Origin of the sequence: Streptomyces vastus (genome assembly GCF_039532825.1) — a bacterium.
GTDB lineage: Bacteria > Actinomycetota > Actinomycetes > Streptomycetales > Streptomycetaceae > Streptomyces > Streptomyces vastus.
On record NZ_BAAASJ010000115.1, the window covers coordinates 41,175 to 57,111 of the forward strand.

The 15,937-nt window shown below is 69.1% G+C and carries 8 protein-coding genes, 1 tRNA gene and 1 pseudogene; 6 read left to right on the plus strand and 4 right to left on the minus strand.

Features of this window, described 5'->3' with window-relative positions; translation table 11 throughout:
• Positions 1-3 precede the first annotated feature (3 nt).
• From ABD357_RS36475 to ABD357_RS36495, 5 genes are all read left to right on the plus strand, one after another.
• A complete protein-coding gene (locus ABD357_RS36475; RefSeq protein ID WP_344395569.1) occupies positions 4-1,206 on the plus strand; it encodes a CpaE/TadZ family protein in 1,203 nt (400 codons plus the stop codon).
• Positions 1,203-5,216, plus strand: coding sequence for a type VII secretion protein EccCa (gene eccCa / locus ABD357_RS36480; protein ID WP_344395570.1), 4,014 nt, complete (start codon positions 1,203-1,205; stop codon positions 5,214-5,216). The genes ABD357_RS36475 and eccCa overlap by 4 nt, the downstream gene beginning before the upstream one ends.
• The gene (locus tag ABD357_RS36485) at positions 5,213-6,622 is read left to right on the plus strand and encodes a DUF6177 family protein (RefSeq protein ID WP_344395571.1); all 1,410 of its coding nucleotides are present in this window, start codon (positions 5,213-5,215) and stop codon (positions 6,620-6,622) included. The genes eccCa and ABD357_RS36485 overlap by 4 nt, the downstream gene beginning before the upstream one ends.
• Before the next feature lie 753 nt (positions 6,623-7,375).
• Complete coding sequence (locus tag ABD357_RS36490) at positions 7,376-8,626, plus strand: hypothetical protein (protein ID WP_344395573.1); 1,251 nt, start codon at positions 7,376-7,378, stop codon at positions 8,624-8,626.
• Positions 8,627-9,102: 476 nt separating this feature from the next.
• The gene (locus ABD357_RS36495) at positions 9,103-9,708 is read left to right on the plus strand and encodes a hypothetical protein (RefSeq protein ID WP_344395574.1); all 606 of its coding nucleotides are present in this window, start codon (positions 9,103-9,105) and stop codon (positions 9,706-9,708) included.
• A 147-nt stretch (positions 9,709-9,855) separates the two neighbouring features.
• Here ABD357_RS36495 and ABD357_RS36505 read toward each other — a convergent pair.
• Positions 9,856-10,049: pseudogene (locus ABD357_RS36505) on the minus strand (oxygenase MpaB family protein); the annotation flags it as partial.
• A 1,375-nt stretch (positions 10,050-11,424) separates the two neighbouring features.
• Between ABD357_RS36505 and ABD357_RS36510 the strand changes: the two are divergent.
• Positions 11,425-13,137, plus strand: a complete 1,713-nt coding sequence (locus ABD357_RS36510) for a recombinase family protein (RefSeq protein WP_344395575.1) — start codon at positions 11,425-11,427, stop codon at positions 13,135-13,137.
• Here ABD357_RS36510 and ABD357_RS36515 read toward each other — a convergent pair.
• From ABD357_RS36515 to sucD, 3 genes are all read right to left on the minus strand, one after another.
• Positions 13,102-13,186: transfer RNA gene (locus tag ABD357_RS36515), tRNA-Leu, on the minus strand. The genes ABD357_RS36510 and ABD357_RS36515 overlap by 36 nt on opposite strands.
• Positions 13,187-13,411: 225 nt before the next feature.
• Positions 13,412-14,953, minus strand: a complete 1,542-nt coding sequence (locus ABD357_RS36520) for an aldehyde dehydrogenase family protein (protein ID WP_344395576.1) — start codon at positions 14,951-14,953, stop codon at positions 13,412-13,414.
• Positions 14,954-15,052: 99 nt separating this feature from the next.
• Complete coding sequence (gene sucD, locus ABD357_RS36525; RefSeq protein ID WP_344395577.1) at positions 15,053-15,937, minus strand: succinate--CoA ligase subunit alpha; 885 nt, start codon at positions 15,935-15,937, stop codon at positions 15,053-15,055.

A 15,937-nucleotide genomic window follows, 5' to 3' on the forward strand; every position in this document is an offset into this window, starting at 1 on the left:
GTCATGACTCAGGGAGGCAACTGGCAGCGGGATGTGCTGCGGCAGTTGGGGCAGCAGCAAGCTGCGCCGGACGAAGCGGCCAGGCCCGCCGCCGGGTCGCCGGAGCCCACCGCGCGGCTCCGCCTGGCGCACTCCGCTCCGGAGCCGCGAGAGCCACACGAGCCGCCCGCTCAGCCAGATCCCGCTGCCTCCCCGGACTCCCCGCAGCCTCAGCACCCGAACCCGGCCCAGGCCCCGCCGTCACAACCCGCCGTCCGGCCGTCCCGTGATCCCCGTCTTCCCGCGCACACTCCGGAGTCCGTGCCGACGATCGACCCGCGGCTCGCGCACGCCCTGGGCCGCCCCCAGCACGGGGACTCGGTGGCCCGCCGCACCGGACGCACGCTGCGTAACCTCACGTCGTCGGCCGCCCGGGACGTGGCCGAAGAGACGTGGATCGCCCGGGAGTTGCAGCAGCCGGTCACCACCGGGCGCGTGATCGCGGTGACGTCGATCAGGGGTGGCGTGGGCAAGTCGACGGTCTCCGCGCTGCTCGGGCGGACGTTCAACCACTACCGGCACGACCCGGTCCTGACTCTGGAGGCGGATGCCGCGCTGGGCACCCTGCCGGTGCGGATGGGAGCGGAGTCGGTGCGCTGGTCGTGCGCGGATCTCGCCCACATCCTCAGCCCTGCCATGCAGTTGACCGACGTCACCGGCTACCTGGTTCCGGTGGCCGACGGCGGCTGGCTGCTGCCCGCCAGCCAGGGACGGGTCGGCGCGCCTCTGGATGTACGCACCTACCGCACGGTCACCCTGGCGCTGCGCCGCTACTTCGCGGTGACCGTGGTGGACTGCGAGACCCTGCCGGGCGAGGTGGCCCGTACCGCGATGGACACCGCGCACGCCCGGGTGGTGGTCGCGCCGATGACGGCGGAAGGCGTCAACGGCACCCGCATCGTGCTGGACTGGCTGGGCCGGCTGCCACACTCCGCACTGGCCACCACCGTCGTCGCCCTGAGCGCCAACTCCCCCGATATGACGCTGGATTCAAAGGACGCTGCCGCGCATCTGCGGGAGACAGGAGTCACGGTCGTGCCCCTGCCCTACGACCGCCATCTGGCCGCGGGAGGCCCCATTCACACCGCCCTGCTGGGTCAGGCCACCCGGGATGCCGCCATCCGGCTGGCCGCCGAGGCGATGCGGCGGGCGGTGACGGTGCGATGAGCCGGCAGCTGATCCACCGGCCCGCCCGCTCCACCCGGCCCCTCACCCCGGGCGCTCCGCGCACGATCGAACCGCCGCCGAATCTGCCCGAGGGCAAGATGGGCAACGCGGCCACCGCGCTGCTGCCGATGGCCGGCGTGATGGGTTCGGTCATCATGATGACCGTCATCCGCTCCAGCCAGTTCGCCGCCCTCGGCGCGATCGTGCTGGTCTTCGCCCTGCTGGGCGCGGTGGCCCTGTTCCTGTCCCAGCGGGGCAAGGCGCAGCGCACCCGGCGCACCCAGCGCGAGCGCTACCTGGAGTATCTGGAGGAGTTCCGCGACGAGTTCAACGCGAGCGAGCGGGAGCGCCGCACGCAGGCACGGGTGATCGATCCGCCGCCGGAGGCGCTGTACGACCTGGTGCGCGACCCGGCCCGGCTGTGGGAGCGGCGCCGCCTGGACGCGGACTTTCTGCGCGTGCGGGTCGGCGCGGGCGACGTCCCCGTGCAGCAGCTGGCGATCGGCGAGAACGCCGGCAGCGGTGTCCTCACCCCACCGGACCCGTTCATGCTCAACGAGGCGCGGGCGCTGCTGGCCCGCTACGCCACCAGCAGCGACTTCCCGCTCACCGTGCCGCTGGACCGGGCGGGCAACGTCAGCATCGTCGGCGACCGCGACGGCGTCCTGCAAGTGGCCCGCGCCCTGCTGATCCAGACCGCGGTCACCCACGCCCCGGACGACGTGGCCATCGCCCTTGGCGTACCCGGAGACCGGCTGACGCAGTGGGAGTGGGCCAAGTGGCTGCCCCACGTCCTCGATACGCAGGAGCAGGACGGTCCCCTGGCCGCCCGCCGGATCGCCCCGAGCCTGCCCCAACTGGCCCAGCTGTGCGCACCCGACCTGCGACGCCGCGCCTCCTACGCCGCCGAAGTACGCCGCGGCCTCTCGGACAAGAACGCACTGCGCATGACCGACCGGCTGCTGGTCGTCAGCGACGAGTACGGCGAGACGGCCGTCGAACTGCCCCGCTCCGATGCCGCGATCGGCCTGCACGACATGGGCGTCACCGTGCTGCACCTGCTCGAGCAGCAGGTCCACGAACCGGACCAGGTGAGCGTCCGTATCACCGTCCACGGCGACCAGGTCACCGTCGAAGACCTGCGTACACCCAACAGCCCTGTCGTGTACGGGACGTCGGACGCGGTGAGTACCGCGGGCGCGGAGGGGCTGGCCCGCATGCTGGCACCGCTGCGGCTGTCGGCGGAGTCCGCGGCCGAGGGCACCCCGGTCTCCGGCCCGGTGAACTTCCCCGCCCTGCTGGGCATCGAGGACCCGGCCGCCCTGGATGTATCCTGGCTGTGGGCGCCCCGCGGCGAGCGGGACTTCCTGCGCGTCCCCATCGGATTGACCGACCGTCACGAGCCGGTGCTGCTGGACCTGAAGGAGTCCGCCGAGCTCGGCATGGGCCCGCACGGCCTGTGCGTCGGCGCCACCGGCTCCGGCAAGAGCGAACTGCTGCGCACCCTCGTCCTCGCCCTGACCGCCACCCACTCCCCCGAGGACCTGGCCCTCGTTCTGGTCGACTACAAGGGCGGCGCCACCTTCGCCCCCTTCACCGAACTCCCGCACGTCGCCGGAGTGATCACCAATCTGGAGAACCAGGCCGGCCTCGTCGAGCGCGTCCACACCAGCCTGGCCGGCGAGGTCAAACGCCGCCAGCAGGTCCTCAAGGACGCTGGCAACGTCGCCGACATCGGCCACTACGCCGCCCTCCGCGCCACCGACCGCCCGGACCTGGAGCCGCTTCCGCACCTGTTCGTCGTCATCGACGAGTTCGGCGAACTGATCACCGCCAAGCCGGACTTCATCGACTTGTTCCTGTCCATCGGCCGCATCGGCCGCTCCATCGGCGTGCACCTGCTGCTGTCCAGCCAGCGCATCGAGGGCGGCAAACTCAAGGGCCTGGACACCTACCTCTCCTACCGGCTGGGGCTGCGCACCTTCTCCGCCGACGAGTCCCGCACCGTGCTGGACACCACGGACGCCTTCCACCTGCCGCCGCTGCCCGGTTTCGGCTACCTGAAGGTCGACACCTCCACGTACGAACGCTTCAAAGCGGGTTACGTCTCCGGCGCCTACCGCGGCCCGACCCTGCGCAAGGAGCAGGACAACGAACCGCTCGCCTGGCCCTACCCCACGTACAACACCCTCGACAGCCCCGAGAACCAGGCCGCGGAGGAGCCCGCACCCAGCAAGCGGGAGACCGGCCCGACCGTCATGTCGACCATGGTCGACCAACTCGCCGACGCCGCACCCCCGGCCCGCCGCATCTGGCTGCCGCCACTGCCGGACGCCGTCACCCTCGACGCGGCCGCCGGGCCGGTCCAGGTCTCCGAGCACGGACTGCACCTGTCCGGGCGCGCGGGCGCGATGCGGGTGCCGCTCGGCGTGCTCGACGACCCGGCCCGGCAATGGCAGGGCCAGTGGATGCTGGACCTGACGGTCGCCGGCGGTCACGCCGCGGTGATCGGCGGCCCGCAGTCCGGCAAGACCACCTTGCTGCGCACCCTCGCCCTCTCCCTGGCCCTCACCCACACCCCCCACGACGTCGCCGTCTACGGCCTGGACCTGGTCGGCGGCGGCCTGTCCGCGCTGGCCGGGCTGCCGCACGTGGGCGGCATCGCTGGCCGCGCCGACCACGAACGCGCCGCCCGCACCGTGGCCGAGGTCCGCGCCCAGCTCGCCGTCCGCGAAGAGCTCTTCCGCGAGCACGGCATCGACTCCGTCGACCAGCTGCGCCACCTGCGCGCCAAGGGCCAGTTGTCCGAGCTGGGCTCCACCGACATCGTGCTGCTCATCGACGGCTTCGGCGCCCTGCGCGACGAGTTCGACGACCTCGACGACACCATCGCCGACCTCCTCAAACGCGGCAGCGGCTACGGCATCCACATCGTCGCGGGCATGCTCCGCTGGAACGACGTCCGCATCGCCACCCAGTCCATGTTCGGCACCCGCATCGAACTGCGGCTCAACGACCCGGCCGACTCCAGCATCGACCGCAAGCTCTCCGAAACCCTCTCCCCGGACACCCCGGGCCGGGTCCTGACCGACGGGAAACTCTTCGCCCAGGTGGCGCTGCCCCGCATCGACAACCTCCCCCACACCGACGACCTCGCCGCCGCCCTGGAACGCGCCGCGCGTACCGTGCGGGCCAGCTGGCACGGCGAACTCGCCGCCCCCGTACGGGTACTGCCCACCGCCCTACCCGCCGCCAAACTGCCCTCACCGGCCGCCGAGCCCACCCGCATCCCGCTCGGCGTCGACCAGGATGCCCTCGCCCCGGCCCACCTCGATCTGTTCGACACCGACCAGCACCTCCTCGTCCTCGGCGACAACGAATGCGGCAAGACCAACCTGCTCAAACTGATCAGCCAGCAACTCATCGACCGCTACAGCGACCAGGAACTGGTCTTCGGCGTCTTCGACCCACGGCGCGGCCTGCGCGGCGTCATCCCCGAGCCCTACCGCGGCGGCTACGCCCACAACGCCAAACTCGCCGCCGCACTGGCCACCGGCATCGCCGGCGAACTGGACAAACGCCTGCCGGAGAGCGCCGACCCCGACGCGATCGCCGACGGGCCGGCCTTCACCGGACCGCGGATCGTCATCCTCGTCGACGACTACGACATCCTCACCACCGCAGGCCAACAGCCCCTGGCCCCGTTCCTGCCCTACGTCTCCTCCGCCCAGGACATCGGCCTGCACTTCATCCTCACCCGCCGGGTCGCCGGATCCTCCCGCGCCCTGTACGAACCCCTGCTGACCACCCTGCGCGAAACCGGCACCACCGCCCTGCTCATGACCGGCGACCGCACCGAGGGCCAGCTCTTCCCCGGCGTGTATGCCTCCACCCAGCCAGCCGGACGCGGCACCCTCATCCGCCGGGGACGGCGCCACCAGCTCATCCAGACCGCCCTCGCCACCGAGGCCGAAGACACCGCGGCCACCGCAGAAAACGAGCACCCGTGACCAAGGACGTCATCGCCCTCACCCCGAAGATGCCCGACATCCACACCGTGCTCGCCGGGCTCCTCGCAGGCGGCCCCGACCTGGGCATCAACACCCTCGCCGAGGGAGCCGTCGTCCAGCTCTGCGCCCCGGGCGGACGCCCCCTGCTCTCCGTCGAAGCACCCCTTCTGGTCCAGGTCCCCGGCGAGGCCGCCCGTCTGCTCGGCAACGAAGTCTCCCTTCCCGAGGGCCCGTTCTGGTGGACGGAAGCCCGCGCCTCCACCGCCGTCGAAGAAGGCGAACAACTCGCCGGCTCCTTCGCCGGACGCCTGGCCGCCGTCCTGGGAGGCACCGTCTGGCCCCCGCAGGCCGCCCACACCGACGTCGTCCCCCTCACCCCCGAAACCGCCACCGCCGCCCCCGCACCCGACGCGGCACCCCCGGCCGTCGACGTCCTCACCGACAAGGCCGCGGTCGTCATCCAGGACCGCCCCTTCATCGCCATGACCAGCTGGCTGGCCGATGCCCTGCGCACCGCGACCGCCGAGGACCGAGCCCTGCAGATCGTCACCCCACCGACGACCTGCCTCACCCTCCCCGCCCGCACGGCCCTGCACGGCCATCCCAACCGCTGGGTCATCCAAGACCCCGACCACGGCTACTACGACGGTCTCTCCGGCGCCCAACTCCACTGGCAAGGCGGCGCCTTCGCCCCCACCCGCGACGAGAACGGCGCTGCCTCCATCGCCAAGGCCTTCGCCCCGGCGTCCGACAGCGGCGAACGCCAGTTGATCCTCTCCCTGCGCACCCGGCACCCCGCCGACCAAGACCTCACCCTCGGCCGCGCCCTGGAAACCGCCTGGCAGCACCTCACCGGCACCCCGCCCGTCGGCTGGAGCACCGCCGAACCCGTCAACCTCCCCTGGAACACCCGCCAGCTGACCGACCTCGCCCGCAGCCGCGCACCCCAGCCCACCTGGCTGATCACCGTCGGCCACCCCGACCGCCCCGCCCTCGCCACCCTCCGCATCACCCGCACCCCCGCCGGAGTCGAGGAGGACATCACCCTCACTCTCGGCTACGGCAAGGACGAGACCGCCCCCCTGGACACGATCGCACCGCTCGCCGAGACCCTCACCGCCCAGCACGGCCTCACCACCATGCTGACCTCGCTCCGGACCGCCCACCGCGACCTGACCATCCCCCCGCATTTCGAGACCCCGCCTGTCCCCGTCTCGTTCACGCTGGGCTCGGACGCGGTCAGCGACATCGGCCTCGCCCACGCCCGCCGCCCACCCCTCAACCTCACACCCGTCCAACTCGGCGCCGCAGCCGCACCCGCCCTCCACTACCTACTCGGCGACGGCATCGACCCCCGCACCTGGAGCACTCTCCAACATCTCACCCAGCACCTGAAGCAGACATAACGGGCCCAGACCTGGACGCTTGGTCGCGCAGCCGCCACGATGCGACTGGGCGACCGCCAGGAAATACGCCTCGTACCTCAGCCGACCGATGACCGAGTTCGTTCGTACTCCAGTTGCTGCCCCATGGTGGGCGGGGTCGGTTTTCAGGCTGCGAGCGACCATGCCGGCCTCGCACCGCTGCCGCAGCAGCCGCATATCGCACCCCGGACCGCTGGCCCACCACCTGCGGTTCCGAAACGTGGGGCCGCCCTATCCCCAGGTCGCGCACCGAATCCACGAGGCACTGCTCGGCCGTCCGGATCGTTTCCTCGATCAGCCGACCGGCTCGCACGGGCGGCGCGCCCGCGTCCACCGCGATGCATTCCGCGATCTCCTTCATCACGGCCGCGCCCGTGAGGTACCGCGAGGTTCGAGCCGGCCCTGTCCGAAGGAAAGAGGAGGCTCGACACACCGGGGTTGCGGCAGAGACCGACTACAGCGAAGTTCGAACGCCTGTGGAAAACGCTCGCCGGGCGACGGCCCTGAGCGTTCCGACAGCGCCGACTGCGGGCAGCTCGGAGTAGATGGCAGGGGCCGCCTTTCAGCAGGGAGTGCGGTCCGGGTGCACGACGCCGAGCACTGTGGTGTTCTGGAAGAGTCCGAGGGTCCAGCTCGGGGTGGGCCGCCGCACATACGGAGCCACTGGACATGACACGGAGCGTCTGCCGAAGCATCGCCCTCGCCGCGGCTCTGGTGGTGCCTGCCGGGCTTTCCGTGAGCCTGCCGTCCGCAGCTGCCGTCGCAGCGACATGCCCGGTGCACTTCCTTGGTCTGCACGGCTTGAATGAGGAGAGCGATCTGCACTCTCCGCCCATCAACGCGACCTGGAAGACGTTCGAGTCCGCGGTCGCCGCGAAGGCGGACCAACCGAAGCGGGATCCCATCTGCGGGACCGGATACCGCGCCGGGACACTGGACCTCACGCGCCGGACCGTGGATGCGCTGAACGTGAAGTGCCCCGGCTCCCCCCACTGTTACTCCGGCCAGTCCACCACGCAGGGCGGGCAGTTCCTGGCCTCCAGAGTCAACACCGACTGGAACAACCGCACTTACCATTTGACCTGTGACGACATCGTCAGCAAGGCGGCGCCTGTCACAGTGCGCAACGGCAAAGGCACCGCGAGAGGCAGCGGTATCGGGGACTATGAGCGCTGGCAGGTGCAGATTCAGCGAATCACCCGGGGCACCGTGCCGCGCCTTGGTGATGTGACCGCCGTGCTGTTCTCTTGCAGCCCCCAGCCGAGCAACTTCAGCCTCCAAGAGCTGCGCGTCTACCGCACGACCGACGGCAGGGAAGTCGGCCGCACACCAACGTTCCAGGTCGCCGAACTTCCCCCGCAATACCAACCAGACACCGTGAGGATCATCCGCGGACTCCTCCTCACAGACGTCAAGTTCTACGGATCGGGCGACACCCATGCCACCGGCCCGTCGATACTCCGACACGTCACCTGGCGCTGGGATGGCAGCCAGTTCGTCAAGCAGTCCGAGATCGACGCCGGGAAGCCCAAGCGGACCGATCTGAGCACACATCGCGTTACCGTCAACGGAATTGGCCCGCTGCGGTTGGGCATGAGCCGCAGTGAGGCCGAGCAGGCGATCGGAGCCCGCATCCCCGAAGGTCCGGGCGGCCCAGACTGCAAGGACCTGTCCATCGAAGGCGGTCCGGACGGACTGCTGCTGCGTTTCAGCAACGACGACCGCCTCGTCGCGGTCTATGTCCTCTCACCCTCGTCAATCTCGACCGCATCGGGAATCCATCGGGGCAGCACACGAGCCGAGATACTGGCGACATACGCCGGTGAAATCCAGGAGCCATCCACGGACGAACTCGTCTTCACCCCGAGCGGAGCACAGTTCCAAGGAAAGGTCATCACCTTTGCCATGGACGACAACGGTGAGGTAGACCGCTTCATAGCCGGGGAAGAGGAGTTCGCTGTTCCCCTGCCCTGCGGCAGCGATTGAGACCGCCGTGTCAGCGCCTCCCCGGGTGCCCTCGCCCCGGGCGCCCGCGTGAGTTGACCAGAGTCACAGAAGCGTTGTCAGTCGTCAGAGGGTCAGCGTTCGGCCGTCGTCGAGAGTCGTCGCGTCGGGAGAATGAAACTGGCGACCTCGCATAATCGGCTGTCGCGTTTCCCTCGGTGTGAGGCCTCTTGACCACTGTCTGTGGTCGCGCTGGCGCTGGCGGACATGGGAGCGAGAGGCCGTCACCAGGGCGTAGCCGCTCCTGGCAGTTGGCCGTCCCCAGGGCGGGACGGAACGCCGGGTGTGGCATCGGAGCACCCCAGAGAAAGTCGCTGATTCTACAACCCTTTTTCACGGCTTCCAGCTATGGAACATGCTGCTCAGCAACTATGAACCTGTCGTTGCGCTGAGATGCAATTGGCAAAGCTGAAGAGCATCGTGGATAGAAAGACAGGTCTCTTCTGGAGGGCTCGATCATGCGACGTCAACTTACCGTTGCGGCCATAGTTGTCCCCCTCGCCCTTGCTGGCAGCGCGGCCGTCTCCGCAGCATCATCAGGCAATCTGCAGGCGACCACGGACACGCTCGCCATGACACGGATCGAAGGCTCGTCGGCTATCCCCCACCAGCCACGACAGCAGGCAACGACGCTCGACGAACTCCTCGACCGTAGCGCCCTGCAGCGGGAGCGGGCCGCTACTGCCACTGGGCAGATCGACCGATGCGAGAGCCTTGCTGGAGCCCGTCAGAGCCTCCTGGATGTAGCGGCCGACCGGGAGGATCTCGTGGACGAACTCAATCAAACAGATCTATCCGATCTACCGAACAATGAAACTTTGAGGGTTGACCTGGAAGACGCATGGGACGCGTCAGCAGATTCCGACCGCAATTACGCGGACTGGGCACGAGAAGCACAGGACGAAGGGTGTCCGCGTGGTGGGCCAGCGCCGCGTACCGAAGCTCACCGAGCCGCACAGTTCACTGACGAGTTGGCCACCGAGAGCAAAGAAGCATTTGTAGAGTTGTGGAACCCGATTGCTTCCAGCTACGGCCTCGCGGAACGTAGCGATCGCGAAATTTGAGGACGTCTACACGGCCGTCCATCCCGGACCACCTGCGGACGAAGCCCGACCTCCGCCCGCTGCCGACCGTTTCGGGCCGGTGTATGGCGCCGTACGTCCACGCGGACGCGCAGTTCCTGGCGCTGGCTGTCCGCGAGGACTGACAGTTCAGTCGGCGACGGGCCGCTCCCCGTGCCGGACGGGGCAGCCGCGTACGCCATCGACCGGGCGGGTGCCCAGTTCCTCCAGCCGGTAGCCGTTCGGGTAGCCCTTGATCTCCCATTCTGCCGCGCGTAGTGCGGGGCGCGCCGTGGCGGCATCAGACGAACGGCGCGTCCGCGCAGCCGTACCGCGTGGCGGACAGGAGTGCCCCGACCACGGAGTGCTGACCGGGCCAGGGATCCGTCCGCCCGGTGGGGCCTCCAGGCGCTTGCGCATCACGTCCATGGCCCACGCGGCCGCTTTCCTCCCCTGAGATCACCCCATACAGGTCTTGGGCAGACGTGCCGACGCCATCACAACTAGCGAATCTCCACAGGTCACAGGGGATGCGGAACGACCAGCCCTTGGTTGCTGCTTCGGCCCAGGACTCGAATCTGCGGCCAACAGCCGAGCCACCTCATAGGTACAGAGTGGACTCCACCAACGTGACAGCGCCCGTAAAGGCTTGGACCACTCACCGACCCACTCCCGGGTCGACCGGAACGAGCCGAGATCGCCCCTCCATCATCAACGTGGCGCAAACATGCAGGTCAGCGGCTTGCGCACGACCGGCCATGTTTTGTGGCTCCCGCCAAGGGCTCGAACCTGCGGCCAACACCCGCTCGGGGTTCAGCGCTCGCCCCCGAGCCACCGACCCACCCGCCTCGACGGGCCGCACGCCGCCCCGGACCGACGGTCCGGGGCGGATGCGCCACCGCCCCACCACCGGCCCCGGACGCCCCGCAGCAGGCCCGTCGGCTACGGATTCCGCGGCCGGACAGCATCCCATCCTACTGACGAGCCGTCAGGCGGATGCAGCGCCAATCCAGCAGCGGTACGGATAACCAGGAATGATGACAGGTGACGATGTGTCAGATGATCCAGTACGGATCCAGCATAGGGAACGGCGACGGGGCCAGCCCGCGAAGGGACTGGACCCACCTGACCTGCATGTTTGCCAGATCGAATATTCGATGCTAGGGAAGCCGTCAAACGTTGAAGCGGAACTCCACGACATCTCCGTTCGTCATCACGTAGCCCTGGCCCTGCACCCACGCCTTGGCCGGACGGTAGTTCGGCCACCGAGGCAGCCAGCCTCCACCCGATCCTCGGGTATGCATCGCTCAGCCATGACCACCGCAGTTGGCTCCGGGCCGTTGGCGGACGACAAATCTGCCGTGTGACATCCCTATAAGGGATGTGTCAGCTCCGAAGAGATCTCTGGGCCACGGCGCCCCGCAACACATGCCCTATCCGCCATCCCTGCAGGGCTCGAGCCCGGTCGCCCCCCCCGGGGGGTACACGTGATCCTCCCCGAGGAACCACCCGAAGTGACCGAGCCCGTCGCTGCCGCCCTCCTACACCTCCTTCGTACCCTGGCTGCCGATCCGAGCCCGCCGTGTCCCAAGACCGGAGACCACCAGGAAGGGCGGGCGGCCGCTGGCTCTTCTCCACCCTTCGAGGTATGACAGATCGCCACACACCAGCCGCAACACGCCCCACAACACACGTACGCACTAGGAGTGTTCACCGCACGTGATCCGTTTCGCCTTCGCCGGACGCTGCTCCACCGAGGACCTTCAAGACCCCGAAGCCTCCAGAACCTGGCAGCTCACCCGCGCCCGAGCCCTAATCGAGCCCGCCGACGGCCAGATCGTCACCGAATACTTCGACGTCGGCCACAGCCGCTCCCTGCCCTGGCAACGCCGCCCCCGCGCCAACGCACTCCTGCAGGCACTCCGCGACCCGAACCGCGGGTTCGACGCGGTCGTGATCGGGGAGCCGCAACGCACCTTCTACGGCAACCAGTTCGGCAACACCTTCCCCGTCTTCGTGCACTTCCGCATCCCGCTGTGGGTGCCGGAGGTCGGCGGGCCGATCGACCCGGACAACGAGGCCCACGACCTCGTCATGTCCGTCTTCGGCGGCATGAGCAAAGGAGAGCGCAACCGCATCAAGATCCGGGTGCGGACCGCCATGAGCTCACAGGCCCAGCTCCAGGGCCGCTACCTCGGCGGCCGACCACCCTACGGCTACCAGATCGCCGACTCCGGACCCCACCCCAACCCTTCGAAAGCCGCCGCCGGCCAGCGCATCCACAAACTCCAGCCCGACCCCGCCGCCGCACCCATCGTGCAGCGCCTGTTCACCATGTACGTCGACGGCATGAGCGACAAGGCCATCGCCGCCCAGCTCACCCGCGAAGGCATCCCCTGCCCCTCCGCCCACGACGCCTCCCGCAATCCGCACCGCAAGAAGACCGCCTGGCAGGCCGGTGCGGTGAGAGCGATCCTCATCAACCCCCGCTACACCGGCTACGAGATCTGGAACAAGCAACGCAAGGAAGAACGCCTCCTCGACATCGACGACGTCACCCTCGGCCACCGCACCAGCATGACCCACAACCCCGCCGAAGAGTGGGTCTGGTCCAACGAACCCGCGCACGACGCGATCATCACCACGCAACTCTTCGAAGCCGTTCAGACGACCCGCAGGCAGCGCGCCCGTGCACACCAGCGGCAAGAACGCCCGGGCAGGCAAGGCGGGCGACGGACCTACGCCCTGCGGGGGCGGGTGCGGTGCGCGCTGTGCGGACGGAAGATGCAGCCCGCCGCCATCCGCGACCGTGTCTACTACCGCTGCGAGTTCAAGGAGCAGGAGGCCGCGCTCCACGCCGACCTCGCCCACCCGCGGACCGTCAACCTGCGCGAAGACGTCGCGTGCCGGGCGCTGGATTCGTGGATCGCACGTGCCTTCGCAGCGGACCGGCTCACCGCCACCGTCACAGCACTCAGCCAAGCAAGCATCGCGGCGAGCACCGCACAGACGCAGACCCCAGAGCAGACCCAAGCCCGCCAGGCAATCAAGGAGTGTGAGCGGCGCCTCGCCCGTTATCAAGCCGCTCTCGAAGCCGGAGCCGACCCAACCGTCGTCACCCAGTGGATCAACGAGGCTCAGAGAGACAAGGAAGCGGCGCAGCGGAAGCTCGACGCGCTACCCACCGTCACCCAGAAGAGAGAGCCGCAGCTCACCGCCGAGCGGATCCACGCGATTACCGAGAGGATCCAAGACATCGCACAGCGCATCCAAGCCGTCGACATCGAGAAGAAAGGCCCACTCTACGAAGCCCTCGGCATCACCATCAGCTACGAACACGCATCGAGGACCGCGACCGTAACGTCGAGGCCCTCGCTTCCGTATCGTTATAGCGAGTGTCCGAGGGGGGACTTGAACCCCCACGCCCGATAAAGGGCACTAGCACCTCAAGCTAGCGCGTCTGCCATTCCGCCACCCGGACCAGGTGTCTGCCGCCTTGCGGGGAGTGTTCCGCGCGGCGACAGGGACAACAATACCAAGGTTTGGGACGTCGTTTCACCTGCGTATCCGGGCCGCGCAGGGGGCGGGAGGGCAAGCCGGGGGAGGCACCGCGAGTAGTCGGGCGGGCACAGCGACGAGCAGTCGCAGCAGGCCGACGACGTGCGGACTCCCCCGGTCACGTGGTTACGTGATCACGCCGTGTGGCTCAGGGCATCAGGTGGTAGTCGGGGAAATTGCCGGGCAGCCGTTCCCCCGCCGGGCCCTGCGTCGCGGCGCGCACGAGCAGCTCGCCGCCCACGAACGCGCCGCGCCAGGACGCTCCGAAGCCGCCGAACAACTCGTCCCGGTCGCCGCGGGAGCGTGGTTTCCCGTGGCCGACCTTGAACGCCCGGATCTGCGGAGCCAGCCGCTCGTACGTGGCCGGGTCGTCGGTCGAGAGGGTGGCGACCAGGGCGCCGTTCGACGCGTTCATGGCAGCCAGCAGTTCGGCCTCGGTGTCGACCAGGACGATCGTGTCGACCGGGCCGAAGGGCTCCGCGTGGTGCAGCGGTGAGGACGGTGGCGGGTTCAGCAGTGTGACGGGCTGAACGTACGCCGCCGTGTCCTGGCCGGGCAGGAAGCGCGCGTCGGTCAGCTTGCCGCGGTGCAGCGGGACGGCACCCCGGTCGATGGCCTCGGCGACCTGGTCGTGAAGCTCCTTCGCCTTGGCCGCGTTGATCACCGGTCCGAAGTCCAGCTGCGGATACGGGTCGTCGGGCTGCTCCACCGCGAGCGGGTGGCCGATCCGCAAGGTGCGTACGGCCGGCAGGTACGCGGCGAGGAACTCGTCGAACAGCGAACGCTGGACGACGAAGCGGGGGTACGCCGTGCAGCGCTGCTTGCCGTAGTCGAAGAGCTTCGGGACGACTGCCGTGAGCGCGTCCCAGTCCGTGTAGTTCCAGATGCCCCAGGTGTTGAGTCCTTCCTGTTCGAGTACGTGTCGCTTGCCGAGGTCGGCGACGGCCGTGGCCACCGCGGCGCCGGTGTCGCGGCCGCCGACGAAGGAGACGCAGCCGATCTCGGGCGCGCGCACGAGCGCCTCCGACAGCTCGCCTCCGCTGCCGCTGACGAGGGTGACGGGAATCCCTTCGCGCGCGGCGAGTGCGCAGGCCAGGGTGAGACACGCGACGCCGCCGTCGGTCGGGGTCTTGGCGATGACCGCGTTCCCTGCCAATGCCTGTACCAGTACTGCGTGAACGAGCACGCTCATCGGGTAGTTCCAGCTCGCGATGTTGGACACGGGCCCGTCGAGCGGAGTCCGGTCCTCGAGCATGGGCTCGATGCCGTCGACGTACCAGCGGACGCCGTCGATGGCCCGGTCGACGTCCGCCTGCGCCAGCCGCCAGGGCTTGCCGATCTCCCAGACCAGGAGGAGGGCGAGGAGTTCGCGGTGCTGGGTGAGGGCGTCGAGGGTGGCCGCGACGCGGGCGCGGCGTTCGTCCAGGGGTACGTGGCGCCAGGCGCGATGCTGGTCGAGACAGGCGCGTACGGCCTGCCGTGCGGTGGCGGCGTCGAGGCGTGGCGGGCCGGCGATCGGGGTGCCGTCGACGGGGCTGGTGGCGGACAGGGCCCGGCCGTCCGCCTGCCAGGCGGCGTTCCAGAGGTTGAGGACACGGTCGTCCCGGAACGCCTCGGGGGCGACGGCCAGGCAACGTTGCCAGGCGTCGGTCCAGGACGTGCCTGATTTGAGGGTGAGGGTGGATGCCATGCGATTGCTCCGCTCTCGGTGCACAGTCGGGGGCGGGGGACATAACGGGGTGAGGCGACGCGACTTCGGAACGTCACCTCTTCTCAACTATGAGTGACGTCACGCCTCCGCGGCCAGTACGCCGAGTACCAGTTGCGCCGTCTCAGTCGGCGTACCACCCACGCGGACCCCGGCCGACTCCAGTGCCTCCTTCTTCGCCTGTGCCGTGCCTGACGAACCGGACACGATGGCGCCCGCGTGTCCCATCGTCTTGCCCTCCGGCGCGGTGAAGCCCGCGATGTAGCCGATGACGGGCTTGGTGACGTGGTCGCGGATGTACGCGGCCGCTCGTTCCTCGGCGTCGCCGCCGATCTCCCCGATCAGCACGACGACTTCTGTCTCGGGGTCCGCTTCGAAAGCCGCCAGGCAGTCGATGTGAGTGGTGCCCACGACGGGATCACCGCCGATGCCCACGCAGGTCGAGAAGCCGATGTCGCGGAGTTCGTACATGAGTTGGTAGGTGAGCGTGCCCGACTTGGATACCAGGCCGATGCGGCCGGACTTGGTGATGTCGGCGGGGATGATGCCCGCGTTGGACTGTCCGGGGGTGATCAGACCGGGGCAGTTGGGGCCGATGATCCGGGTGCCTTTCGTCGTCGCGTACGCGGTGAAGGCGACCGAGTCGTGGACGGGGATGCCCTCCGTGATGACCACGGCGAGTCCGATGCCCGCGTCGGCGGCCTCCACAACTGCCGCTTTGGTGAAGGCGGGTGGGACGAAGACGACGGTGACGTCGGCGCCGGTCGCCTCGATCCCTTCGCGTACGGAGCCGTAGACGGGTACGGCCCTGTCGTCGAAGTCGACGGTCTGCCCGGCCTTGCGCGGGTTGACGCCGCCGACGACGTCGGTGCCGGCCGCGAGCATGCGCCGGGTGTGCTTCATGCCCTCGCCGCCGGTCATGCCCTGGACGAGGACCTTGCTTTCCTTGGTGAGGTAGATGGCCAT

What these genes read in the sequence shown, in the direction of transcription:
- ABD357_RS36495 (WP_344395574.1), top strand. Translation starts at nt 9,103, where the DNA reads ATGCGACGTCAACTTACCGTTGCGGCCATAGTTGTCCCCCTCGCCCTT.
- ABD357_RS36520 (WP_344395576.1), bottom strand. Translation starts at nt 14,953, where the DNA reads ATGGCATCCACCCTCACCCTCAAATCAGGCACGTCCTGGACCGACGCC.
- ABD357_RS36475 (WP_344395569.1), top strand. Translation starts at nt 4, where the DNA reads ATGACTCAGGGAGGCAACTGGCAGCGGGATGTGCTGCGGCAGTTGGGG.
- eccCa (WP_344395570.1), top strand. Translation starts at nt 1,203, where the DNA reads ATGAGCCGGCAGCTGATCCACCGGCCCGCCCGCTCCACCCGGCCCCTC.
- sucD (WP_344395577.1), bottom strand. Translation starts at nt 15,937, where the DNA reads ATGGCCATCTACCTCACCAAGGAAAGCAAGGTCCTCGTCCAGGGCATG.